The sequence below is a fragment of the Citrobacter sp. Cpo142 genome, assembly GCF_030332425.1.
Taxonomy (GTDB): Bacteria; Pseudomonadota; Gammaproteobacteria; order Enterobacterales; family Enterobacteriaceae; genus Citrobacter; species Citrobacter portucalensis.
The window spans coordinates 58,721-79,664 of the sequence record NZ_JAOWHW010000052.1; the positions used below are offsets into that span (position 1 = coordinate 58,721).

28 protein-coding genes and 1 pseudogene are annotated in these 20,944 nt (G+C 52.3%); 12 read left to right on the top strand and 17 right to left on the bottom strand.

Annotated features, from left to right (window positions below):
* The first annotated feature begins 105 nt into the window (after positions 1-105).
* Entirely contained in the window at positions 106-1,326 is a 1,221-nt protein-coding gene (sbmA, locus tag OGY18_RS02495; RefSeq protein WP_003021430.1) for a peptide antibiotic transporter SbmA, read from the top strand.
* Positions 1,327-1,341: 15 nt separating this feature from the next.
* Positions 1,342-2,445 (top strand): DUF1615 domain-containing protein, encoded by a 1,104-nt coding sequence (locus OGY18_RS02500; RefSeq protein WP_126319069.1) that lies wholly within the window; start codon positions 1,342-1,344, stop codon positions 2,443-2,445.
* Here the strand turns inward: OGY18_RS02500 and OGY18_RS02505 are convergent.
* The gene (locus tag OGY18_RS02505) at positions 2,430-2,753 is read right to left on the bottom strand and encodes a YaiY family protein (RefSeq protein WP_286551601.1); all 324 of its coding nucleotides are present in this window, start codon (positions 2,751-2,753) and stop codon (positions 2,430-2,432) included. The two genes, OGY18_RS02500 and OGY18_RS02505, sit on opposite strands and share 16 nt — an antisense overlap.
* A 264-nt stretch (positions 2,754-3,017) precedes the next feature.
* On the opposite strand from OGY18_RS02505, the gene OGY18_RS02510 reads away from it, so the two are divergent.
* Positions 3,018-3,236, top strand: coding sequence for a DUF2754 domain-containing protein (locus OGY18_RS02510; RefSeq protein ID WP_003830949.1), 219 nt, complete (start codon positions 3,018-3,020; stop codon positions 3,234-3,236).
* A 23-nt stretch (positions 3,237-3,259) separates the two neighbouring features.
* Here OGY18_RS02510 and ddlA read toward each other — a convergent pair whose 3' ends face one another.
* The gene (gene ddlA / locus OGY18_RS02515) at positions 3,260-4,354 is read right to left on the bottom strand and encodes a D-alanine--D-alanine ligase (RefSeq protein ID WP_148362356.1); all 1,095 of its coding nucleotides are present in this window, start codon (positions 4,352-4,354) and stop codon (positions 3,260-3,262) included.
* 301 nt (positions 4,355-4,655) lie between these two features.
* On the opposite strand from ddlA, the gene OGY18_RS02520 reads away from it, so the two are divergent.
* The 5 genes from OGY18_RS02520 (at position 4,656) to adrA (ending at position 9,488) form a co-directional block, all read left to right on the top strand.
* Positions 4,656-5,852: a multidrug efflux MFS transporter gene (locus OGY18_RS02520; RefSeq protein ID WP_003830951.1), complete on the top strand. Its 1,197-nt coding sequence runs from the start codon at positions 4,656-4,658 to the stop codon at positions 5,850-5,852.
* A 248-nt stretch (positions 5,853-6,100) separates the two neighbouring features.
* On the top strand, positions 6,101-6,343 hold the full coding sequence (locus tag OGY18_RS02525; RefSeq protein ID WP_003830953.1) for a sigma-S stabilization anti-adapter protein IraP: 243 nt from the start codon (positions 6,101-6,103) through the stop codon (positions 6,341-6,343).
* A 104-nt stretch (positions 6,344-6,447) separates the two neighbouring features.
* Positions 6,448-7,863, top strand: a complete 1,416-nt coding sequence (gene phoA / locus OGY18_RS02530; protein WP_286551603.1) for an alkaline phosphatase — start codon at positions 6,448-6,450, stop codon at positions 7,861-7,863.
* Positions 7,864-7,960: 97 nt separating this feature from the next.
* The gene (gene psiF / locus OGY18_RS02535; protein WP_003830956.1) at positions 7,961-8,281 is read left to right on the top strand and encodes a phosphate starvation-inducible protein PsiF; all 321 of its coding nucleotides are present in this window, start codon (positions 7,961-7,963) and stop codon (positions 8,279-8,281) included.
* Between the two features lie 91 nt (positions 8,282-8,372).
* The gene (adrA, locus tag OGY18_RS02540; protein WP_126319065.1) at positions 8,373-9,488 is read left to right on the top strand and encodes a diguanylate cyclase AdrA; all 1,116 of its coding nucleotides are present in this window, start codon (positions 8,373-8,375) and stop codon (positions 9,486-9,488) included.
* Positions 9,489-9,505: 17 nt separating this feature from the next.
* On the opposite strand, the gene proC is transcribed toward adrA, so the two are convergent.
* Positions 9,506-10,315: a pyrroline-5-carboxylate reductase gene (proC, locus tag OGY18_RS02545; RefSeq protein WP_003021462.1), complete on the bottom strand. Its 810-nt coding sequence runs from the start codon at positions 10,313-10,315 to the stop codon at positions 9,506-9,508.
* Between the two features lie 273 nt (positions 10,316-10,588).
* On the opposite strand from proC, the gene OGY18_RS02550 reads away from it, so the two are divergent.
* The 4 genes and pseudogenes from OGY18_RS02550 to OGY18_RS02565 all read left to right on the top strand — a co-directional run.
* Positions 10,589-11,044: a YaiI/YqxD family protein gene (locus OGY18_RS02550; RefSeq protein WP_003830959.1), complete on the top strand. Its 456-nt coding sequence runs from the start codon at positions 10,589-10,591 to the stop codon at positions 11,042-11,044.
* 186 nt (positions 11,045-11,230) lie between these two features.
* Complete coding sequence (aroL, locus tag OGY18_RS02555; RefSeq protein ID WP_003830960.1) at positions 11,231-11,776, top strand: shikimate kinase AroL; 546 nt, start codon at positions 11,231-11,233, stop codon at positions 11,774-11,776.
* 26 nt (positions 11,777-11,802) lie between these two features.
* Positions 11,803-11,994 (top strand): protein YaiA, encoded by a 192-nt coding sequence (gene yaiA / locus OGY18_RS02560; protein ID WP_003021472.1) that lies wholly within the window; start codon positions 11,803-11,805, stop codon positions 11,992-11,994.
* A gap of 246 nt (positions 11,995-12,240) precedes the next feature.
* Positions 12,241-12,828 (top strand): annotated as a pseudogene (locus OGY18_RS02565) (AroM family protein); the annotation flags it as partial.
* Positions 12,829-12,964: 136 nt separating this feature from the next.
* Here the strand turns inward: OGY18_RS02565 and OGY18_RS02570 are convergent.
* The 14 genes from OGY18_RS02570 to OGY18_RS02635 all read right to left on the bottom strand — a co-directional run bounded on the left by OGY18_RS02570 (position 12,965) and on the right by OGY18_RS02635 (position 20,918).
* Entirely contained in the window at positions 12,965-13,354 is a 390-nt protein-coding gene (locus OGY18_RS02570) for a Mor transcription activator family protein (RefSeq protein ID WP_032639420.1), read from the bottom strand.
* On the bottom strand, positions 13,351-13,779 hold the full coding sequence (locus tag OGY18_RS02575) for a gp16 family protein (protein WP_164883205.1): 429 nt from the start codon (positions 13,777-13,779) through the stop codon (positions 13,351-13,353). Before OGY18_RS02575 ends, OGY18_RS02570 begins: the two co-directional genes overlap by 4 nt.
* Positions 13,769-13,984, bottom strand: a complete 216-nt coding sequence (locus tag OGY18_RS02580) for a hypothetical protein (RefSeq protein WP_089438543.1) — start codon at positions 13,982-13,984, stop codon at positions 13,769-13,771. The genes OGY18_RS02575 and OGY18_RS02580 overlap by 11 nt, the downstream gene beginning before the upstream one ends.
* Positions 13,981-14,667: a DUF2786 domain-containing protein gene (locus OGY18_RS02585; protein ID WP_371209597.1), complete on the bottom strand. Its 687-nt coding sequence runs from the start codon at positions 14,665-14,667 to the stop codon at positions 13,981-13,983. The genes OGY18_RS02580 and OGY18_RS02585 overlap by 4 nt, the downstream gene beginning before the upstream one ends.
* Entirely contained in the window at positions 14,660-15,130 is a 471-nt protein-coding gene (locus tag OGY18_RS02590) for a hypothetical protein (protein ID WP_286551607.1), read from the bottom strand. Before OGY18_RS02590 ends, OGY18_RS02585 begins: the two co-directional genes overlap by 8 nt.
* A gap of 3 nt (positions 15,131-15,133) precedes the next feature.
* Positions 15,134-15,337: a hypothetical protein gene (locus OGY18_RS02595; RefSeq protein ID WP_089438546.1), complete on the bottom strand. Its 204-nt coding sequence runs from the start codon at positions 15,335-15,337 to the stop codon at positions 15,134-15,136.
* Entirely contained in the window at positions 15,327-15,539 is a 213-nt protein-coding gene (locus tag OGY18_RS02600) for a hypothetical protein (protein WP_089438547.1), read from the bottom strand. Before OGY18_RS02600 ends, OGY18_RS02595 begins: the two co-directional genes overlap by 11 nt.
* Positions 15,540-15,618: 79 nt before the next feature.
* Positions 15,619-16,230: a DUF3164 family protein gene (locus tag OGY18_RS02605; protein ID WP_029464111.1), complete on the bottom strand. Its 612-nt coding sequence runs from the start codon at positions 16,228-16,230 to the stop codon at positions 15,619-15,621.
* Between the two features lie 17 nt (positions 16,231-16,247).
* Positions 16,248-16,517, bottom strand: coding sequence for an HI_1482 family protein (locus OGY18_RS02610; RefSeq protein WP_174330517.1), 270 nt, complete (start codon positions 16,515-16,517; stop codon positions 16,248-16,250).
* A gap of 2 nt (positions 16,518-16,519) precedes the next feature.
* Complete coding sequence (locus OGY18_RS02615) at positions 16,520-17,686, bottom strand: ExeA family protein (protein ID WP_128299335.1); 1,167 nt, start codon at positions 17,684-17,686, stop codon at positions 16,520-16,522.
* A gap of 11 nt (positions 17,687-17,697) precedes the next feature.
* Positions 17,698-19,467 carry a DDE-type integrase/transposase/recombinase gene (locus tag OGY18_RS02620; RefSeq protein WP_128299334.1) on the bottom strand — a complete coding sequence of 590 codons (1,770 nt, stop codon included), beginning with the start codon at positions 19,465-19,467 and terminating at the stop codon, positions 17,698-17,700.
* A 3-nt stretch (positions 19,468-19,470) separates the two neighbouring features.
* Positions 19,471-20,382, bottom strand: coding sequence for a DUF3102 domain-containing protein (locus tag OGY18_RS02625; protein WP_128299333.1), 912 nt, complete (start codon positions 20,380-20,382; stop codon positions 19,471-19,473).
* Positions 20,383-20,391: 9 nt separating this feature from the next.
* Positions 20,392-20,697: a helix-turn-helix domain-containing protein gene (locus OGY18_RS02630; RefSeq protein WP_057060453.1), complete on the bottom strand. Its 306-nt coding sequence runs from the start codon at positions 20,695-20,697 to the stop codon at positions 20,392-20,394.
* Complete coding sequence (locus OGY18_RS02635; RefSeq protein WP_032636378.1) at positions 20,694-20,918, bottom strand: helix-turn-helix domain-containing protein; 225 nt, start codon at positions 20,916-20,918, stop codon at positions 20,694-20,696. The genes OGY18_RS02630 and OGY18_RS02635 overlap by 4 nt, the downstream gene beginning before the upstream one ends.
* Between the last annotated feature and the right edge of the window lie 26 nt (positions 20,919-20,944).

A 20,944-nucleotide genomic window follows, 5' to 3' on the forward strand; every position in this document is an offset into this window, starting at 1 on the left:
CGGTTTCAGCTTGTGTTTTTGGGCGTAAGCCGTCTGGCCTCCGCACTCTACGGTGGCAAATGCACAGCAGTCGTCATAACGATAAGAAGTTAGCAGGAGAGCACTATGTTTAAGTCTTTTTTCCCAAAGCCGGGGCCGTTCTTTATTTCGGCATTTATTTGGGCACTCGTCGCCGTTGTATTCTGGCAAGCAGGTGGGGGAGCCTGGGTTGCACATATTACCGGCGCGTCGGGAGACGTACCTATTAGCGCAGCGCGTTTCTGGTCGTTGGATTACCTGATTTTTTATGCGTACTACATTCTTTGTGTCGGGGTGTTCGCGCTGTTCTGGTTTCTCTACAGCCCACACCGCTGGCAGTACTGGTCTATTCTGGGCACATCGCTGATTATTTTTGTGACCTGGTTTCTGGTTGAAGTTGGCGTCGCCGTCAACGCCTGGTATGCGCCATTTTATGACCTGATTCAAACTGCGCTCAGCGCACCACACAAGGTGAAGATTGAGCAGTTCTATCATGAAGTGGGCATTTTTCTCGGTATTGCGCTGATAGCCGTAGTCATTGGCGTGATGAACAACTTCTTCGTCAGCCACTATGTGTTCCGCTGGCGTACCGCGATGAACGAACACTATATGGCGCACTGGCAGCATTTGCGTCACATCGAAGGCGCAGCGCAGCGTGTGCAGGAAGACACCATGCGTTTTGCTTCTACGCTGGAAGATATGGGCGTCAGCTTTATCAACGCGATTATGACGCTGATTGCCTTCCTGCCTGTACTGGTTACGCTCTCTGCCCATGTTCCTGACCTGCCGATTGTTGGACATGTGCCTTATGGCCTGGTGATTGCCGCGATAGTCTGGTCGCTGATGGGAACCGGCTTACTGGCGGTCGTTGGGATTAAACTTCCTGGGCTGGAGTTTAAAAACCAGCGCGTGGAAGCGGCCTATCGTAAAGAACTGGTCTATGGCGAAGATGATGGCAATCGTGCGACGCCACCGACGGTGCGTGAGCTGTTCCACGCGGTACGGCAAAACTACTTCCGTCTCTATTTTCACTATATGTACTTCAATATCGCCCGTATTCTTTACCTGCAGGTTGATAACGTTTTCGGCTTGTTCCTGCTGTTTCCGTCGATTGTTGCCGGTACGATTACGCTCGGCCTGATGACGCAAATCACTAACGTGTTTGGCCAGGTACGCGGCTCGTTCCAGTATCTGATTAACTCCTGGACAACGTTAGTGGAACTGATGTCTATTTATAAGCGTCTGCGCAGCTTTGAACGAGAGCTTGATGGTCAGGATATTCAGGAAGTTACCCATACGCTGAGTTAATAATAAGGAGATGTTATGTCGACGGTTTCCCGTCTTTACCCCTTGTCTGGTCTGGCAGCACTGGTGCTGGTGGGATGTAGTAGCCAACCCGCGCAGCCGCTAAAAAAGGGGGAGAAAGCCGTCGATGTGGCGAGCGTGGTGCGCCAGAAAATGCCCGCCAGCGTGAAAGACCGGGACGCGTGGGCGCAGGATTTGGCAAAGACCTTTGAAAGCCAGAAGCTGGCACCGACGGTTGAAAACATCTGTTCGGTGCTGGCGGTAGCGCAGCAGGAGTCAAACTTCCAGGCCGATCCGGCTGTTCCTGGTTTAAGCAAAATAGCCTGGAAAGAGATTGATCGTCGCGCAGAACGCATGCATATCCCGCTGTTTGTCGTGCATACCGCGCTAAAGATTAACTCGCCAACGGGGAAAAGCTACAGCGAGCGTCTGGATACGGTGAAGACGGAAAAACAGCTTAGCGCTATCTTTGATGATTTCATCAACATGGTGCCAATGGGGCAGACATTGTTTGGATCGCTTAATCCGGTACATACCGGTGGTCCAATGCAGGTCAGTATCGCGTTTGCTGAGCAGCACACCAGCGGGTATCCGTGGAAAATGGCGGGGACGGTACGTCAGGAAGTGTTTAGCCGCCGTGGTGGGCTGTGGTTTGGTACATATCATCTGCTCAATTACCCGGCGAATTACAGTGCGCCAATCTTCCGCTTCGCCGATTTTAATGCCGGATGGTATGCGAGCCGCAATGCAGCTTTCCAGAATGCGGTCAGTAAAGCCAGCGGAGTGAAGCTGGCGATGGATGGGGATCTGATTCTCTATGGCAGCAGTGAGCCGGGCAAAACGGAGCTGGCGGTACGTAAACTGGCCGGGAAGCTAGGGATGAGCGAGAGTGAGATCCGCCGTCAACTGCAAAAAGGTGACAGCCAGGCCTTTGAAGAGACCGCACTGTACGAGAAGGTCTACAAGCTGGCGGAAGCGAAGACCGGGAAAGCGCTTCCTCGTGAAATGCTGCCGGGCATTCAACTGGAAAGCCCGAAGATCACGCGTAATCTGACTACCGCATGGTTTGCTAAACGCGTGGACGATCGTCGGGCGAAGTGTATGAGTCAGTCATCTTTATGATGACGGTGACGCCAGCGCATGATCGTCGCGATGGCACCAAGAATCAGGCTTCCTACCAGGAAGGGGATCAGTCCAAAGAGAGTACCGACGCCTAAACCGATTTCGACCCGCGGGCGTCCTGTCTCTTGCATTTGCAGCTGCATCAGTTCTTCATAGATGCCGGGTGCGTGGGCCAACAGATTTAAAATCTGTGCACCCGCCCAGAAGCAAAACAGCACAAATACGGCATACGCAATGTTGCCGGGCAGGGAGGAGGGATCCCGATGCTTGCCCTTAAACAGGGATTTTGAGAGCGTAAAATCAGCCATAAAGACCTCCGGAAATAACCTGCTTTTTTTGACGTAATGCCTGGAACTGAGAGTGAGTCTGACAGGTGATCGGCAATGTCAATATCAGAATGATGGTAATTTCAGGTAGAGATTATTCCTGGATTTCGGTTTTTTGTTGATGGTCACAATTATGTAACCTTAAGTGAAACTGAGTTACATTTAAGAAATTCCGCACAGACCACAGACGCCCTCGGGGAAATGTGCGAGGATGCCTCCCTGTGTTGTATTTTCACCGGAGCTGTTATGAACCTGCCTGTAAAAATCCGCCGAGACTGGCACTACTATGCTTTCGCTATTGGGCTTATCTTTATTCTGAATGGCGTGGTGGGGTTATTAGGTTTTGAAGCGCAGGGATGGCAAACCTATGCGGTGGGGCTGGTGACCTGGGTGATTAGCTTTTGGCTGGCCGGATTAATCATCCGTCGCCGCGTTGAAGATGATGAAGCAAAGGATGCCCAATAGCTCTATCAGGCATCCTGACGGGTTTACATACTGGTTTTCAGCGCGCTATCTGCAGCATGGCGTTCCAGTGCCAGTTCGATCAGGCGAGTGATCAAATCGGTATAGCCTAAACCGCTCGCCTGCCACAGTTTCGGATACATACTGATGTTGGTAAAGCCAGGCAGCGTGTTGATCTCATTGATCACAACGTCGTTTTCAGCAGTTAAGAAGACGTCCACGCGCGCCATGCCGGCACAGCCCAGAGTCTGGTATGCCTGAATGGCGATTTCGCGGATCTTATCGTTAATCTCTGGCGCAATTGCTGCCGGAACGACAACTTTGGCACCGTTATCGTCAATGTATTTAGTGTCGTAAGCGTAAAAATCGCTGTTCAGCACGATCTCACCACAGGTACTGGCCTGCGGATGATCGTTGCCCAGTACCGCACATTCGATCTCGCGGCCTTTGATCCCTTGCTCCACAACGACTTTATGATCGAATTCAAATGCCAGCGCGACGGCTTGATCGTATTGGGCTTCGCTGGTTACTTTACTGACGCCAACGGACGATCCCTGGTTGGCCGGTTTTACAAACAGCGGCAGACCCAGGCGGGATTCTACTTCGGCAAAGCTGATGCTGTTGCGATTCGCGCGAGTGAGAGTAATAAATGGCGCGATGTTTAACCCGGCATCACGCAGCAGACGTTTGGTCACGTCTTTATCCATACAGGCAGCAGAACCCAGCACATCAGAACCGACAAACGGCAGGTTCGCCACGCGCAGCATGCCCTGCAGAGAGCCATCTTCACCCAAAGTACCGTGTACGATTGGGAAAATAACATCGACCGTCGGCAGCGGTTGACCGTTTTGTGCATCGATCAACTGGTGCGCTTGTTTGCCGGGTACCTGCGCCAGGCTGGTCTCAGAAGGTCGCAACGCAATATGCGCCGGATCGTCTGAATTGAGCAGATAGTTACTGGCATCGCTGACGTGCCATTGCCCTTGTTTATCAATACCTAACAGCACAACGTCAAAGCGAGTCTTGTCGATGGCATCGACAATATTTTTTGCCGATTGCAATGACACTTCATGTTCCGCTGATTTACCACCAAATACGATTCCTACCCGCAACTTTGCCATCTTAAAAACCCATTCCATGAATGCAAAGCACATACATTACCACGACAAAACGCAGGTTTCCTCGGCTTCTGGCAGATTGTTTTGGCGAATGACAGGGGATTAGAAGGGGACATACACGCAGATCGCGCGGGAAGCACAATCCCCTGTTTGTATTATGGGTTTGATGTGAGCTATATCACAAATATGATGAGCGGGAAGATAAAATCCTAAACTGTGATTTATCGCACCTGTAGACCCTTATTCGGCTAAGTAATTTGTTAAGCTGCTCGCAGTTTTCAGCTACTTATCGTTATGAGTCCTTATGGAATCCTGGAGAGTTAACCTTATTTCCGTTTGGTTCGGGTGCTTTTTTACCGGACTGGCGATTAGCCAAATCTTGCCTTTTTTACCACTCTATATCTCCCAACTGGGCGTGACCTCGCATGAAGCGCTATCAATGTGGTCCGGATTAACGTTCAGCGTCACCTTCCTGATTTCAGCCATTGTTTCTCCGATGTGGGGCAGTCTAGCCGACCGCAAAGGACGCAAGCTGATGCTGCTGCGGGCCTCACTGGGGATGGCCATTGCGATTTTGCTACAGGCATTTGCCACTAACGTCTGGCAGCTTTTTCTGCTGCGCGGGGTGATGGGGTTAACCTCCGGCTATATTCCTAATGCGATGGCGCTGGTTGCGTCACAGGTTCCACGCGAGCGCAGCGGCTGGGCGCTGAGTACGCTCTCTACGGCGCAAATTAGCGGCGTCATTGGCGGACCGCTGATGGGAGGCTTTATCGCCGATCATGTTGGCTTACGGGCGGTATTCTGTATTACCGCCGCCTTGCTGGTGGTGAGTTTTCTGGTCACACTGTTCTTGATCAAAGAGGGAGTTCGCCCGACGGTTAAAAAAAGTGAACGTCTGAGTGGGAAGGCCGTGTTTGCCTCGCTTTCGCATCCGGCGTTGGTGATCAGCCTGTTTTTTACCACCATGGTGATTCAACTGTGCAACGGTTCAATTGGGCCGATTCTGGCGCTGTTTATCAAATCGATGGTCCCAGATAGTTCGAATATTGCCTTTCTCAGCGGGCTGATAGCCTCAGTACCGGGCATTTCTGCTCTGATTTCCGCGCCTCGACTGGGTAAATTAGGCGACCGTATTGGTACTGAGCGGATTTTAATGGCGACGTTAATCTTTGCGGTGGTGCTGTTTTTCGCCATGTCGTGGGTCACCACGCCGTTGCAGTTGGGAGTACTACGTTTTCTGCTTGGATTTGCCGACGGCGCGATGTTGCCGGCGGTGCAGACGCTGCTGGTGAAATACTCCAGCGACCAGATAACCGGGCGCATCTTTGGCTATAACCAGTCATTTATGTATCTCGGCAACGTCGCCGGGCCATTAATGGGGGCGACGGTTTCGGCAATGGCGGGGTTCCGTTGGGTGTTCATTGCTACAGCAAGCATTGTGCTTATCAATATCTGGCAACTGGCTATCGCGTTACGACGTCGGCGCGGGGTTCGTTGAGTTCCTGATTAACAACGCTGCCTGTCAGCGTTGTTAATCCATAATTGCGTATTATATATTTGTGTGATTATTAATTTTCTTACCTTTTTATATTGAATCATTCTGCATCCAGACGCATTTACCCTTATTTTGTGTTGTGATTGTTTTCGCAAATCTTTTTATTCCTTATAAAAATACAACTTTCATCCTCTAGGCAGTTGTGAGCCTTAATGATAACGTGGCCCATATTTTGTTAAGGGAATAGGCAAATGAAAAACCTCGTCACTGAGTTGTTACTTAAGCTCGCGCAAAAAGAAGAAGAGTCGCAAGATCTGGCGGCACAGGTCGAAACGTTGGAACGGGTAATCATCGAAATGCTGCGCAATATGGCGTGGAACGATCGGCAAATATTTATTCGTCAAATTGAGGGGGCGCTGGCTGATGTAAACCACATGCCCGCGTTTCTGACGAACATACATAGCGCTTGCGAGGGCGTACAAAAAGCGTTTTGAACCCTCTGTGGCGGGGCACCCACAAATTATCATAAAAGTGTCACATCAAATACTTATAGTCGCTTTGTTTTAATTTTACCGTATTTATACATGGAGAATATAAAGTGAAACAAAGCGCACTCGCTATTGCCCTGTTACCTTTGCTGTTTACCCCGATTATTAATGCAGAAACATCTACTGTAGCGGTTATGGATAATCGTGCCGCTCAAGGTGATATCACCACGCCGGGTGGCGCTCGCCGATTGTCTGCCGATCAAACGGCGGCTCTGCGCGAATCCCTGAACGATAAACCAGCCAAAAATATTATTTTGCTGATTGGCGATGGGATGGGCGATTCCGAAATAACGGCAGCGCGAAATTATGCTGAAGGCGCGGGCGGCTTTTTTAAAGGTATTGATGCTTTACCGCTGACCGGGCAATACACGCATTATGCGTTGGATAAGAAAACAGGGAAACCTGATTATGTGACAGATTCAGCTGCATCCGCGACGGCGTGGACGACCGGCGTTAAAACTTACAATGGTGCTCTGGGCGTTGATATTCGTGAAAAAGATCACGCCACTATTCTGGAAATGGCCAAAGCGGCAGGTCTGGCGACAGGCAACGTTTCCACGGCTGAATTGCAGGATGCCACCCCGGCCGCACTGGTTGCCCATGTCACTTCGCGTAAATGCTATGGCCCGAGCGTGACGGCTGAAAAATGCCCGACGAACGCGCTGGAAAAAGGCGGTAAAGGGTCGATTACCGAACAATTATTGAATGCCCGTGCGGATGTTACGTTAGGCGGCGGAGCAAAAACATTTACTGAAACCGCTACGGCAGGTGAGTGGCAGGGTAAAACGCTGCGAGAACAAGCACAGGCTCGCGGTTATCAAATGGTGAGCGATGCCGCGACGTTGGCGGCGATTACCGAAGCGAATCAGGATAAACCGCTGTTGGGTCTGTTCTCAGACGGTAATATGCCAGTGCGTTGGGAAGGGCCGAAAGCGTCTTATCACGGGAATCTGGATAAGCCGGTAGTGACCTGTACGCCAAATCCAAAACGTAACGACAGCGTGCCAACGCTGGCGCAGATGACGGATAAAGCGATTGAGCTGTTAAGCAAGAATGAGAAAGGTTTCTTCCTGCAAGTAGAAGGCGCGTCAATCGACAAACAAGATCATGCCGCTAACCCGTGTGGTCAAATTGGTGAAACGGTCGATCTGGATGAAGCGGTGCAGCGTGCTCTTGCTTTTGCGAAGAAAGATGGCAACACCCTGGTTGTGGTAACCGCTGACCACGCGCATGCCAGCCAGATCGTCGCACCGGGTACCAAAGCACCCGGTTTAACGCAAGCGCTGAACACCAAAGATGGCGCGGTGATGGTCATTAGCTATGGCAACTCTGAAGAAGAGTCCCAGGAGCACACCGGCAGCCAACTGCGTATTGCAGCCTATGGCCCTCATGCGGCGAATGTGGTTGGCCTGACCGATCAAACCGATCTGTTTTACACCATGAAAGCGGCGTTAGGACTGAAATAAGCTGACACCCGACGGCAATACTTTTGCCGTTGGGTGGTATTTTTATCGTTAGCAGCCAAACTTACCTGTGTGTCGTCGTTCAGAAAAGGATGGTGCTATGAAAATTACATTATTAATGACGTTACTCTTTGGCCTTATTTTTTTAACTACAGTCGGTGCTGCCGAGAAGACGTTAACCCCGCAACAACAGCGTATGACCACCTGCAATCAGCAGGCAACGGCGCAGACCTTAAAAGGGGATGCGCGTAAGACCTACATGAGTGATTGCCTGAAAAACAGTAAATCTGCGCCTGAGGAAAAGAGCCTGACGCCGCAGCAGCAGAAAATGCGTGAATGCAACGTCAAGGCGACGGAACAGTCGCTGAAAGGCGATGATCGTAATAAGTTTATGAGCGCTTGCCTGAAAAAATCTGCTTAGCACTTCCGGGTGAGCAGGTAAAATCGCTCACCCGAAATATCATACTTCCGCCACCAGACCCCTTCCTATAATTTGGGAAATTTGTTTCAGAATATTCCCAAATACGATGAATGATGAAAACTTTTATCAAAAGAAGGTCGTCCCGAATGAAGCATTTATATTGCTTCATCAAAATGACCACCAACGTTCCGGTCTGCGATTTGCCCGACGAATCAGGCTGCCGCGAGCGGTGGGACTGGGGGGAATGTTTTTCCCTATCGCGTCGGTATTAGTTTCTCAGCCAATAACCGGAGGCTGGTGGCTTTTGCTGGTGGGATGGGCGTTTGTCTGGCCGCATCTGGCATGGCAATTGGCAAGTAAAGCTATCGATCCACTACATAGCGAATATACCAACTTAAAAGCCGATGCCATCCTCGCCGGGATGTGGATGGGGATTATGGGGATAAACTTGCTGCCATCCACGGCGCTGTTGATGATTATCTGTATCAACCTGATGGGCGCAGGGGGGATGCGTGTCTTCATCGCGGGCGCCGTGTTGATGGTGGTTTCCTGCCTGGTGACGTTACAGTTAACGGATATCCCCGTAGCTTTTAGCAGTACGCAACTGGGCGTGCTGCTGTCGCTGCCGGTGTTAGTGGTTTACCCGTTGCTGTTTGCCTGGGTGAGTTATAAGACGCTTATCAGGCTGGCAGAACATAAACGTCGCTTACAGGTGATGAGTACGCGAGATGGCATGACCGGGGTGTATAACCGACGCCATTGGGAACTGTTGCTGCGAAATGAATTTGATAATTGCCGCCGCCATCAGCGTGACGCCACGCTCCTTATCATCGATATCGACCATTTTAAGAGTATCAATGATACCTGGGGTCATGACGTCGGGGATCAGGCTATTGTGGCACTGACCCGCCAGTTACAGATGACCTTACGTGGTAGCGATGTGATTGGTCGCTTTGGCGGTGACGAGTTTGCGGTAATCATGTGTGGCACGTCAGCGAGCAGCGCGATTGCAGCGATGTCACGTGTTCACGAACGGCTTACCCAACTGCGTTTATCCTGCGCGCCGCAGGTTGACCTGCGCATTAGCGTGGGCGTTGCGCCGCTGACATCTGAAACTGAACACTATCGAGAATGGTTAAAATCAGCAGATATGGCTCTCTACAAAGCAAAGAATTCCGGACGTAACCGCACTGAAGCGGCGGCCTGACGTCCGGCGGTGTTAACTCAGGAGCGGCTGAGTTTTTCCGACTGCTCCATGCACTTAATCATCGCTTCAATCACCGATGAACGGAAACCGCGTTCTTCCAGGACGCGTACCGCCTCAATGGTGGTTCCACCCGGCGAGCACACCATATCCTTTAATTCGCCTGGATGTTTACCCGTTTCCAGCACCATCTTCGCCGAACCCATTACCGCTTGTGCTGCAAATTTATAAGCCTGCGCGCGGGGCATCCCCCCCTGAACGGCGGCATCTGCCATCGCTTCGATAAACATAAATACATAGGCCGGTGCTGAACCGCTGACGCCAACGACCGGATGAATCATTGCCTCCGCAATGACTTCAGCTTCGCCAAAGCAGCGGAAGATATTGAGCACGTCGGCCGTATCTTCCGGCGTGACTAAGGCGTTTGGCGTGACGGAGGTCATTCCGGCGTTCACCAGCGATGGCGTGTTTGGCATCGCGCGAATGATTTTACGGTCATGACCCAGCGCGCGAGCGAGTTGATCGAGGGTGACGCCCGCGGCAATCGAGACGACAAGGGAGTCTTTGTTCAGGCTGGAGGTAATTTCGCTCAGCACCTTAATCATAATGCCTGGCTTTACGGCCCCAAAAACAATATCAGCGATCTGCGCGACTTCTTGTGCAGACTGCGCCGCATTAATGCCGTACTGGTCGTGTAGTGCGGCGACCTTATCGGGGGAAGGGGTGTAGACCCAGATTTGTCCGGGGAGAACCTGACCGCTGGCGATCATGCCGCCAAGAATGGCTTTGCCCATATTACCGCAGCCGATAAAACCAATTTTCTTGTCCATCTTGTCACTCCCTATGGATGATATTCATTGTTTTATACCCGTCATACTTCAAGTTGCATGTGCGTTGGCTGCGTTCGCTCACCCGAATCACTTACCAGAGTAAGCTCATCGCGACTCACTCTCTCGCCGCCTGCCTGCAACTCGAATTATTTAGGGTAAATCTGGGAAAGCTAAGCTTAGCGCGGAATGAATATGTTCAGAAGGAGAAACAGCACTTTGCCTGAAAGTAAAAGCACGCGACAATGTGCGACAGCACACCAGTGGGGAGAAGTTATGACAATATGGGTGGATGCCGATGCGTGTCCGAATGTGATTAAAGACATTTTGTACCGCGCCTCTGAGCGCATGCAAATGCCGCTTGTTTTAGTGGCCAACCAAAGCCTGCGCGTCCCGCCTTCGCGTTTCATCAGCACATTACGTGTGCCTGCGGGCTTTGACGTGGCTGATAACGAGATTGTGCGTCAGTGCAGCGCCGGTGATTTAGTGATAACGGCAGATATTCCGCTGGCGGCTGAAGTGATTGAAAAAGGTGCGGCGGCGCTTAACCCGCGTGGCGAACGTTATACCGACGCGACGATCCGTGAGCGTCTGATGATGCGTGATTTTATGGATACGCTACGCGCCAGCGGTATTCAGACCGGGGGGCCGGATAGCCTTTCGCCCCGCGACAGACAGCATTTTGCGGCTGAACTGGATAAGTGGTGGCTGGAAGTTCAGCGTAGAAAATAGAGTGTGTAATTTATTATTTACACTTTATTCATTGTGAATTCTTGTTATAGTAGGGGTTAACTCACCTCGCCATTTCTTATGTAATTATTTATTTACAGTTTTGGCGGTGTACTAGTTTGATGATATGATTATATTTTTAACCGCATCAGATCCCGCTTGTTGGCGGCTCTCTGGGGAAATTCTGTGATGACGCAACCTCTTTTTCTTGTTGGCCCCCGGGGGTGTGGTAAGACGACAACCGGTATGGCGCTGGCAAAGGCTATTGATTTCCAGTTCGTTGATACCGATCGCTGGTTGCAATCGCACGTGCAAATGACCGTGGCGGAAATCGTCGAAAGAGAAGGATGGGAAGGGTTTCGTGCCCAGGAAACGACCGCTCTGCAGGCTGTCACAGCTCCTGCCACGGTTGTTGCGACCGGCGGCGGTATCATTCTTACCGAGTTTAATCGCCGCTACATGCGCAGCCACGGCGTGGTTATCTATCTAAGCGCACCGGTATCGGTACTGGTTGATCGTCTGGAGGCCACGCCTGAAGAAGGATTACGACCGACTCTAACCGGCAAGCCGTTGACCGAAGAGGTTCAGGAAGTGCTCGCCCAGCGCGATGTTTTGTATCGCGAGGCTGCGCACTATATCGTTGATGCCACCAATCCGCCTTCGCAGGTAGTGGAAGACATTCTTGGAATACTGGCGCAGGCAGCGCCACGGTTGCAGGGCGGTGTCTATACTTAATGTTCATCCAGTTAAAAGGAAGAACTATGCCGACACAACCACCTTACCCACGTCAAGCGACCATTGTTACGGTTGAAAAAGGGACGCCAGGCCAGACGGTAACCTGGTATCAACTTCGTGCCGATCACCCTAAACCGAATTCGTTGATCAGTGAGCATCCTTCAGCTCAGGAAGCGATGGATGCTAAAAAACGCTACGAAGACCCCGATAAAACCTGATATGAAGACCGCTCTGGCACGAGTCTTAAAAGTGCCAGTCCGGGCGCGCATCACATTATTTTAAATTTCGCCGTATACAGTAAAAATTGAAAATTAAACAATAACAATCCAGTACTGGAATGATCTGGAATCTTTACACAATACACCGCCGATCTACTGCTACGCTTTTGAGCATTTGTAGCACAGGTCAGCGCCCGGCACTTATCCGGGATTTCACAGCAAAGTAAGAAGACGGTGGAGCAACAAATGAGTACGTCGTTGGCTATCCTCACGATTGGCGTTGTGCCGATGTGTGAGATGTTACCGCTCCTGACGGAATATATTGATGAACAGCACATTACTCACCACAGTCTGCTGGGGCAGATGCAGCGAGAAGATGTGATGGCCGAGTACGGGGCTTCACCCGGTGACGAGCTGTTGTTAACACTGCTTAGCGACCACCAACTTGCTCATGTCTCACGTCAGAAAGTGGAACGCTCGCTGCAAAGCATTGTGGAGGTTCTCGATAATCAGGGATTTGATGTGATCCTGCTGATGAGTACCGCCTCAATCACCCGTCTGACCGCCCGCAATAGTATCTTGTTGGAACCCATACGCATTATTCCCCCGTTAGTGGCTTCAATTGTCGAAGGGCATCAGGTTGGGGTCATTGTACCTGTTGCTGAATTGCTCAAAGCCCAGACACAAAAGTGGCAGGTGTTACAAACTCCGCCAGTGTACGCCGTGGCGAATCCAGTAGAAGGTTCCGAACAACAGCTGATTGATGCCGGGAAATATCTCCTTGAGCAAGGTGCTGATGTTCTTATGCTGATTAGACTTGAGATAAATGACAGGGAATAAGTGAGATAATTATGGGAAGAACTGGGTCAACATGGGAAGAGACTGGATGGAATATGCAATAACCTTACAGTATGTGAAAATCAGACCGGCCCGAAAAAAAACAGACCTCGCACCAGCCTGATTGCAGATATTACTCCTTTCTCCCCGTATCGGCATCGGGTTCACCATCAAACAGTTTGCCCTGCATCCGATCCAGTTCTTCTTTTCTGACCCGCTTCACCACGCTGTAAACCCACTGTAGCGAAACACCAAATTTACGGGCCAGTTCGTGGTGGTTACGCCCGTCAAACTCCAGGAATATTTCACGGTCGCGCTGGCTGACCTTCCAGACCATACCCATCGGGAAATAGACGTTTTGCCCGCCCCAGACCTGCATCATTCGGTTCGCGACGGCCTGACCAATCTGGTCGGCAACTGCGGGTTCGATATCAATAATCTCGCGGACGGTCTCAGAGGTGTGCTGTGCCAGTTCCACCAACAGTTCCGGCCCTTTACTACGAAACTGATTCAGGTCGCTCATTGCTTCACCCCCGCAGCCCTGCGCTGCCACTTTTTCAGTTTCTCAATAACGCTACTTGCCTGCTCATTGCTGAGCCAGCGTAACGCGCTGATGCCCGTTTCCCGTTTAACCCATAGCGCCAGCGCCTGCTCTGAACTATCACGGACGATACCTGCCGCAGCCATCTCAAGCCATAGTGCACGGATTTTCTTTGACTGGGGATGGCTATCCAGCGGTAAACCGGACCAAGATTTCCCGGCAGGCTTAACGCGAAAACCTTTCTTTTTCATGGATTCCAGCACGCAGTTTAGCTGTGTGATATCCATCCCTTTGGTCGAGGCTTTGCCGGTCAGCCCCTGCAGCATCTGGCGGTAGGTATCCTCATCCATCTGGAGATCGCTGCGGGCAATATGAATAAGTTGAATGAGGCGCTGTTTAGTCATCATCGACCTCACCTTTTGATTTTCCCCTGACATAGTCAACATATAAAGGAAGGGCTACAGGCCAGCAAAGGAGCATTACTGTCCAGCTAATCCAGTATTTAGCGCCGCTGTATCGTGAACAAAAACCTGAATGGCGGTGCAGCTCAGCATTACACCACCCCACGAGGCAGTACCAGAACAGGGCGCATACAATATATTCAGCCATCATAAGCCACTCCCCAGCTTCCGCTGCTCATGCCCGCTGACAGGCTGATGCAGGCGGACGTTTTCCCCTTCTCTGTAACCGATATGGCGCGACTTATCCGCGTCACGTGATTTTCCAGCTTCACGGCCCGCAGTTGTGCCTGAATCCGGGTATTTCTGTTCGAGCCAGAGTTGAGCCAGCTCCCGTTCCTCACGGGTCATAGCAAAAAACTGCACTTCACTACGCACAGCCAGTACCCAACCTTCGGCAAATTTGTCGCCACGGCTGGTCTTTGTCGTGCTTTTGATTCTTTTATTCTGCTGCCCGATATGGTTTTTTCGCGCCGTAATAAGCTGTCGGGCGAGAACATCCCAGGTATAAGACGCCAGCTCAACGCGGTCTTTATTACCGTAAAAGCCAACGCTGGGTTTATGACCTGAATGAATAATAGATTCCACACCAAAGGCAGCCTGGATGATGCCCAGCAGACCCAGCATGTAACGTGGTGGATTAACGCTGCCTGCAGCCCAGTAGTTGCTGATGCTTTCGTCTATATCGCTGAGTGCGATATCGTCACGGGTAATGCCGTATGCCTGCATCAGTTTCTGAACACGCTGCAGTGCCAGTGAGGCTTCATGGGGATTATCAGATTTTGACAGCGCCAGAAGTTTTTTTAACTTTTCCAGCACTTTTTCTTTATCAGTCATTGGCATAATCTGGTCCTCTGGTATTTGCAGGTCTAGTCTGAAGCATGGCTGAGCGGCAACGATTCCAGCCTTCTGCCATCCATTTTCTATGCGTATCAAGTGCGGGGTCATTAACGTCAATTTCATCCGGCACTACCAGCGCTGGCGGGGCGGTGAAGACCTCCCTGACCGGAACCTCTTCGTTAAACCTGTAGTGGTCAATATCCTCATTCTTGATGCTTACCCAATTACCACCCGGCCTTTTGGCCTGCCACCCTGCGGACTCAGCGGACTCAGCGGACTCAGCGGCAGCTTTCCGGTATTCCTGCAGCTCAGCCAGAGCTACAACACAATCATGAAATATGGGGTCTATCTTTTGACCGCTGATATAGCTATTTAAAGCGTCATCGTGGTCAGCCCAGCGCTTCAGACTTTGATAGACCTGAGCCAGGCGCTCATTAGTTAATTTGCTATTCTGTTGCATAATTTACCTGCCATCATTAATGGCGCTATTCAGCGCATTGAGAACCATATCGGTCATGACGCCTTTTCCGTTTATCGCAACCTGGGCCAGGATTTCACTGCGAGCCGCTTTAAGTACACCGAGATTAACCCTGACTGAACGCTGGTTATCAGCATTCAAAGTCTTTATTCGTTCTAAACACGTTGCCGCTGATGGATTAATTTTCATCGGAGACCTCTTTTCCTTGTTTCATTTCACAGGGGATGAACTCCATGGCCGGGACTTCCGTGTAGTAGTGCTGGCTGCAGTGCGGGCATACCAGCGTGATGAGGACGGCTGGAACATGGTATTTGCCAGAGGTAATGACGCTGGCGTCGCTGAACTTCAGAGTGGTGATACCTTTCTTACAGTTGGAACATTTGATGGACATGATTTATTCCTCAATGCTGTTTTCGGCGTGCAGAAGCCCACGGCGCTGACGCCGAAATAAAAAAGAAATTGAATTAAAATTAAATGGCAGCGATATCTAACGGAATATTAATTAGCTTCCCGTGTTTATCTTTCTCCCGGAAATTAATATAAGTTTTGGACATTGCCACCTGCAGTGATTCCGATATGGCCTCCATTGCCCGGTTCCAGCGCTCGTCCTGAATCTTGACCCGGCGCAGGGAAAGAATACGTCCGGTATTAAGCTGGCCCTCTTTGTCCACCTGAAAAGCATCGCTGATGATGGCCCGCAGGTTGGCGTTCGCGCCTTCCGACCACTCGGTGACGCACTCGTCTATCAGGTCTTTGGCAATCTGCAGTTCTGGCCCGAAGGTCAGGGTTTCCTGCACGCGGATGGTGATCTGCTGAGCACCGTCGAAGCTGCTGAAGGTCACGTTGCCTTTGGCACCGCCGCGCGTTCTGCCGTACTTCTCGGCCACCAGGTCAAGCCAGGCATAGCACTCGTCAAAGGCACGACGCTTGAAGTCGCTGAGTTCATCACGCTTAATCTTCGCGGCGGCAACCTGTTCTTTAACGAAAGAGTCCATCGCAAGGTCATAGTCAGACACCTGGTCAACCGGCACCAGACGCCCCTTGCGGTCTTTCATGTAGTCTTCTTTATTTACTTCGCTCATCTCTGTTCACCTTATGGTTAATGTAATGACTCTGACCAGGTAATGCGGCAGCCATGCAGTTCAAAGACGCCCTGACGGAAGCGCCCTGAGCCGTCATGACCAACATGGGTATAACTTGCCTTGCCCTGCTCCAGCAGGCGGGCACAGTGCCCGTTGCGGGCGATACGGATAACCGGCTTACTGCCAGCAATCATGACGCTCTGTACGATAGTGTTCATGGCGTTGAGCGCCATAATGGCGGACTGCACCTTACTCATCTGCTGATTGATATCGGCGATGGATTTCATGATTAAACCCCTTTGACGACGTCGGCGTTGACCTGCGGAACCCCGATTTCAGCGGCCAGATTCATGGCCGCTATCACCAGGTTACTGACGGCCAGCGGATACAGCAGGCTGACCATGCTTTTACGGTTGCTGCCCAGATTGCTCAGGCGGGCACGGATGGCTTCCACAGCGCTGGCGTCCATGATGTCGGCCAGCTGCTTACCGGCGCGTTGCAGTTTAAACGCCAGAAACTCTTCCAGGCTGTTGTCCAGCGGCAGCAGTTCAACTACCTCGCAGCGCTGGACGACCTCACGGACTTCCATGTTGCGTTCGGACAGTTTGTCCGCCAGCTCAGGCTGGCCAATCAGCACGATGGACAGCAGTTTTTTGAAGCCCGATTCCAGCTCAAAAAAGCGTTTAAGGTGCTTCAGCGTAGGAATGGGCAGACTGTGGGCCTCCTCAATCACCAGAACGTGGCTGAAACCCGCCTGGCTGCTGTCCTTCAGGACGCGGTGCAACTGACGGAAGCGGGCGTCCTGGCTGCGTTTAATGCTCTCCAGTGGCGCGATGGTGCTGATGATGGCTTCGGCGATGGCTGCCGCCTTGAGGGTTTTGCCCTTCACGTCGTTGTCTTCCATGGCGATGATGTATGGCTCGATAACAATCACCGGCGCGTTCTCGCGGTTGACGCGTTCAATCAGGTCGCGGCGTAGCGTGGATTTACCCGCGCCGGACTCGCCGATAACCGCCAGAAAGCCACCGTGGCGGGCTGTCTGGAACAGTGCCTCACGCACGTAGCGGATATCCGGTGTGGTGAACACATCGTCCGCGCCCTGCATGGCCTCATCAGCGAACGGGTCACGGAAAAGGCCAAACGCTTTTTTGGTTGCTGGAAATAACACCTGCTTTTTGAGTAACATGTTCTCTTCCTCACTGAGGTTGGTTTTATCGGTAGTACCAGCTGTACGGGGCGTGACAGCGCCCTGTGCAGCATCAAAACTCTTCGCTGTATCAATTCCCTGACTTTCCAGCCAGGACGCCAGACGCTGGCGCACCGCCTCCGGGCTGGTGCGGGGCCACTCGTTGTGGTTCACAATCTGGGCCAGCGTGGCCTCGGAAACGGCGACGGCTCTTGCCACCACCGCCTGCGGGATGCGGGCCTCTTTCAGTTGTTGCTTCAGTACCAGCATGTTTTTCCTCCTCAGTTGCCGTTAACGATGCTGATAACGCTGCTGCGGGCCGGAGTGGTCAGGGTGACCATCACCTCATCCAGTGCGGCTTCCGGTACGCCGTTCGGGTACCGTGCCGTTAACTGGCGGTAACATTCCGGCGTCCAGGTATGGCCGTTCGCACTGAACTTCTCACGCAGGGCTTTCGCCGCCTCCACATGGGTCAGCGGATGCTGCTCAATACGCGGCCCGCGCACATCTGAAGCCTGACCGCGCTTCGGCATATAGGCCGGAAGCGTGGTGTCGTCGATATGTTTATACGGGTCAAGTCGTCCGCCAAACGGCAGCGCCTTCGCCTTGCGTGCAGCAGCTGCATCGGCGGCGTTGTCGGTGCCGGTGACCAGCTCTTCGATTTCTTTTGCCGCCGTTTGCGCCGGGGTCTCCGGCAGGGCTTTGTAATTTTCGCCAAATACCGCCGCGCTTTCAGCAAAGCCAAACTCGTTCTTTCTGACCTCTTCAACCAGGAAGAACGTCTCGTGGCCGTCTTCGCCGGTCAGCACCACCTGCGCAACATCGCTGCGCCACGGGTTACGGGTAATCATCAGCTTTTCGCCGACCAGTACGCCCGGTACTGTAGAAACATCAAACTCAGCGCCCCGGAATGGCACACGTAATTTTGATGTGATCTTGCGGCTTTCCGGCGCGGCCACCGCCAGTTCGCGGCATACCTCAACGGATGGCGCTTTTTTCAGCTGGTCAGCGGTAATCTTCAGCCAGATATCCGTGCGGGTTTTACCGTGGCGGCTGTGAACAGCCGTGGCGTTAAAGTGGCTGCGCCATTTCACCGCCAGCGCGTTCAGCTCTTCCAGACTGTGAACCGGCTGGAACTTAAGACCCGGTTCCAGCTTGCGTTCGATAATGTCACGCGCCTTTTCCACCTGCCCGGTGGCGCGGGCGTTATGTGGTTTATGTGCTATCAGATTGATACCCAGTGAGCGGCACATGTTTTTCGTCATGCCAGCGGTGTTCGCCGAGCCGGGGTCGAGGTAGAGTATTTTCGGCACGCCGTGCAGCACGTCAGCGCCACCACGCTCCTGCATGGCGTTGATAAGAACAGAACAGAGGTTCTCACCGGATTCCGCGCCCATCACGTACTCAACGTAAATCCAGCCGCTGGTATGGTCGGTAATCTCGTAACTCCACACGCGGTCACTGGCGATGCGGGCAATGTTGGCGGGCTTGTTCTTGTAGAATTTCGCGCTGTCCATCACCTGCAGCCCTTTATGGCCGTTGCTCAGGTAGTAGAGCGTGCAAAGTGAGGCATCAATCTCCCATACGTGATTGGGATGCAGGCTGGCCATCTCGGACGACGGAGCCGGTGCGTCAAGCTGTTCCGGGTGCAGGCCATAGTTACGCAGGGCGCGGCTGATGGTGTCCTCGGACAACGGGAAAAACTCGCCTGTTGCCTCGTCCGTTCTGCCTGCGGTGATAAAGCCGTTTGAACGCAGGGTCTCCACCGCATCCGCGATGGAATAGAGGCGCTTACCGTTCTTACGGGTGGCCTCGCGCAGCGTGGCAGATATCAGCGCGGCTTCGTCGCGGCTCAGGGCGCTGCGCCCGGCATCGGCGCGTTTTTTGCGTTTATCAGTCACTGATACCTCCTTCAGCTTGCGCAGCAGGGTGGCACGGGACATGCCCAGTTCAGCGCAGGCGGCGTCATATATCGCACCGCGCTTACCATGCCCCGCGTCACGTGCCGCGCGGGCAACATAAACCAGTCGTTCAGTCAGGGCGGCACTCATCGGTTATGCCTCCTGCCCGTTAATCTGTGGCGTCGGGTCAGTCAGCCATGAAGGGGCGGCGTTACCTGTCGGCTCATCCGGCAGGTCAAATGTGGAGCGCAGGCTACGCGCGGTGCTTTCCAGCTGGCAGACCAGACCGGCCATAAAGTCTCTGGGGGTATCAATCATGTTTTCAGCGCAGTATGCGCACAGGGTCTCAAAGGCGCTGGACAGTCGAACCGCGATGGCAGATTCCGCCTCAACCGCTAACGCCGTCACTTCTGCCCGCAACTTCTTCACCTCTTCGTCAGGCTTAGGCGGCTGGATACGAGATTTCTTTTCCAGCTTTGTGGAGAGCGAGTCGATTTTTTCGTTTTTGTCGGCGAGTACGCGCTGTTGTGCTGCGTTGGTTTCACGCGCTTCACGTAGGGCTGCCTTCAGTTCGCGGCTGGTCATGCGATCAATATCATCAAGCGTTGCCCCGGCGACGGTTCCACCATCAGCCAATGCGTCGAGTTCTTCGTCATCCAGAACCATCAGTTCATACAACTTGGTCTTACCTAAAACGGTCAGCGCTGTCCGTTTTGAATTTTGATCGCCATTACCCAAAAATTTCACGCTGGCCTGCATCATGCGGCGTGCGACGCGCGGCTCAAGGCCGAGGTCATTTTCGAGAATATTTATAAAATCGCCGTGAGGTTCATTCTCCTTGAGAATTACCAGCCGCTTACCCGCCTCCAGCATGGCTTCAGCACTCTGAGCCATATAAAACCGTGTTTCGTGAACGATACGATCACGTTCATACGGCAGACCATCACCGAACTGCTGCATGATTTCGAGGCGATGTTCGGTCATGGCATTAAGACTAACGTTGAGGCCATCACTCAGCGATGCGTCTTCAACTAGTTCAACTGGTTGTGATTTTGTGCGTCCCATTTCAACTCCTTAGCGACCGCCAGCCATAACACGCTGGTTGATTTCATTAATACGATCCTGCGCCCGCGCCATCTCGGTGCTATGCGCCATGGCAATTTGTAAGAGCTGGACTCCAGGGGCAAAACGCCCGTTATCCAGTTTGAGGGCCAGTCCCTCTTCGATAAGGGTATTGAGTGCCCGATTGATATTCGCTGGGGACTCGCCCAGGGCTGATGCCAGTTCACCGTTAGAAACCCCATTCAGAGCGTGACCACGCAGTGCTTTAAGAACGCGCAGAATGCGAGACCCAGAACTGGATACATTTGCTTTGCTCATGACGCCTCCTGAAGAATGCCTGGTGTAACTTCTTTGCCGATCACGACTGATAAATCACGCAGAATGCGATAGGTCAGACGTCCGCGAGGAAGTTCATTTTTGCCAGCCCAGCGGCTTACCGCTTGAGTGACTGTTCGTGGCTCATAGCCCGCGTTAAGCGCGAACTGACGTAGGCTACTGCCCCGTTCAACCAGTCGTGCTCGAACTTGCTGTTTGTTCATATGCACCGTGTTCCTATTGGGTTATG

What these genes read in the sequence shown, in the direction of transcription:
- sbmA (WP_003021430.1), top strand. Translation starts at nt 106, where the DNA reads ATGTTTAAGTCTTTTTTCCCAAAGCCGGGGCCGTTCTTTATTTCGGCA.
- OGY18_RS02500 (WP_126319069.1), top strand. Translation starts at nt 1,342, where the DNA reads ATGTCGACGGTTTCCCGTCTTTACCCCTTGTCTGGTCTGGCAGCACTG.
- OGY18_RS02505 (WP_286551601.1), bottom strand. Translation starts at nt 2,753, where the DNA reads ATGGCTGATTTTACGCTCTCAAAATCCCTGTTTAAGGGCAAGCATCGG.
- OGY18_RS02510 (WP_003830949.1), top strand. Translation starts at nt 3,018, where the DNA reads ATGAACCTGCCTGTAAAAATCCGCCGAGACTGGCACTACTATGCTTTC.
- ddlA (WP_148362356.1), bottom strand. Translation starts at nt 4,354, where the DNA reads ATGGCAAAGTTGCGGGTAGGAATCGTATTTGGTGGTAAATCAGCGGAA.
- OGY18_RS02520 (WP_003830951.1), top strand. Translation starts at nt 4,656, where the DNA reads ATGGAATCCTGGAGAGTTAACCTTATTTCCGTTTGGTTCGGGTGCTTT.
- OGY18_RS02525 (WP_003830953.1), top strand. Translation starts at nt 6,101, where the DNA reads ATGAAAAACCTCGTCACTGAGTTGTTACTTAAGCTCGCGCAAAAAGAA.
- psiF (WP_003830956.1), top strand. Translation starts at nt 7,961, where the DNA reads ATGAAAATTACATTATTAATGACGTTACTCTTTGGCCTTATTTTTTTA.
- proC (WP_003021462.1), bottom strand. Translation starts at nt 10,315, where the DNA reads ATGGACAAGAAAATTGGTTTTATCGGCTGCGGTAATATGGGCAAAGCC.
- OGY18_RS02550 (WP_003830959.1), top strand. Translation starts at nt 10,589, where the DNA reads ATGACAATATGGGTGGATGCCGATGCGTGTCCGAATGTGATTAAAGAC.
- aroL (WP_003830960.1), top strand. Translation starts at nt 11,231, where the DNA reads ATGACGCAACCTCTTTTTCTTGTTGGCCCCCGGGGGTGTGGTAAGACG.
- yaiA (WP_003021472.1), top strand. Translation starts at nt 11,803, where the DNA reads ATGCCGACACAACCACCTTACCCACGTCAAGCGACCATTGTTACGGTT.
- OGY18_RS02570 (WP_032639420.1), bottom strand. Translation starts at nt 13,354, where the DNA reads ATGAGCGACCTGAATCAGTTTCGTAGTAAAGGGCCGGAACTGTTGGTG.
- OGY18_RS02575 (WP_164883205.1), bottom strand. Translation starts at nt 13,779, where the DNA reads ATGATGACTAAACAGCGCCTCATTCAACTTATTCATATTGCCCGCAGC.
- OGY18_RS02580 (WP_089438543.1), bottom strand. Translation starts at nt 13,984, where the DNA reads ATGATGGCTGAATATATTGTATGCGCCCTGTTCTGGTACTGCCTCGTG.
- OGY18_RS02585 (WP_371209597.1), bottom strand. Translation starts at nt 14,667, where the DNA reads ATGACTGATAAAGAAAAAGTGCTGGAAAAGTTAAAAAAACTTCTGGCG.
- OGY18_RS02590 (WP_286551607.1), bottom strand. Translation starts at nt 15,130, where the DNA reads ATGCAACAGAATAGCAAATTAACTAATGAGCGCCTGGCTCAGGTCTAT.
- OGY18_RS02595 (WP_089438546.1), bottom strand. Translation starts at nt 15,337, where the DNA reads ATGAAAATTAATCCATCAGCGGCAACGTGTTTAGAACGAATAAAGACT.
- OGY18_RS02600 (WP_089438547.1), bottom strand. Translation starts at nt 15,539, where the DNA reads ATGTCCATCAAATGTTCCAACTGTAAGAAAGGTATCACCACTCTGAAG.
- OGY18_RS02605 (WP_029464111.1), bottom strand. Translation starts at nt 16,230, where the DNA reads ATGAGCGAAGTAAATAAAGAAGACTACATGAAAGACCGCAAGGGGCGT.
- OGY18_RS02610 (WP_174330517.1), bottom strand. Translation starts at nt 16,517, where the DNA reads ATGAAATCCATCGCCGATATCAATCAGCAGATGAGTAAGGTGCAGTCC.
- OGY18_RS02615 (WP_128299335.1), bottom strand. Translation starts at nt 17,686, where the DNA reads ATGCTGGTACTGAAGCAACAACTGAAAGAGGCCCGCATCCCGCAGGCG.
- OGY18_RS02620 (WP_128299334.1), bottom strand. Translation starts at nt 19,467, where the DNA reads ATGAGTGCCGCCCTGACTGAACGACTGGTTTATGTTGCCCGCGCGGCA.
- OGY18_RS02625 (WP_128299333.1), bottom strand. Translation starts at nt 20,382, where the DNA reads ATGGGACGCACAAAATCACAACCAGTTGAACTAGTTGAAGACGCATCG.
- OGY18_RS02630 (WP_057060453.1), bottom strand. Translation starts at nt 20,697, where the DNA reads ATGAGCAAAGCAAATGTATCCAGTTCTGGGTCTCGCATTCTGCGCGTT.
- OGY18_RS02635 (WP_032636378.1), bottom strand. Translation starts at nt 20,918, where the DNA reads ATGAACAAACAGCAAGTTCGAGCACGACTGGTTGAACGGGGCAGTAGC.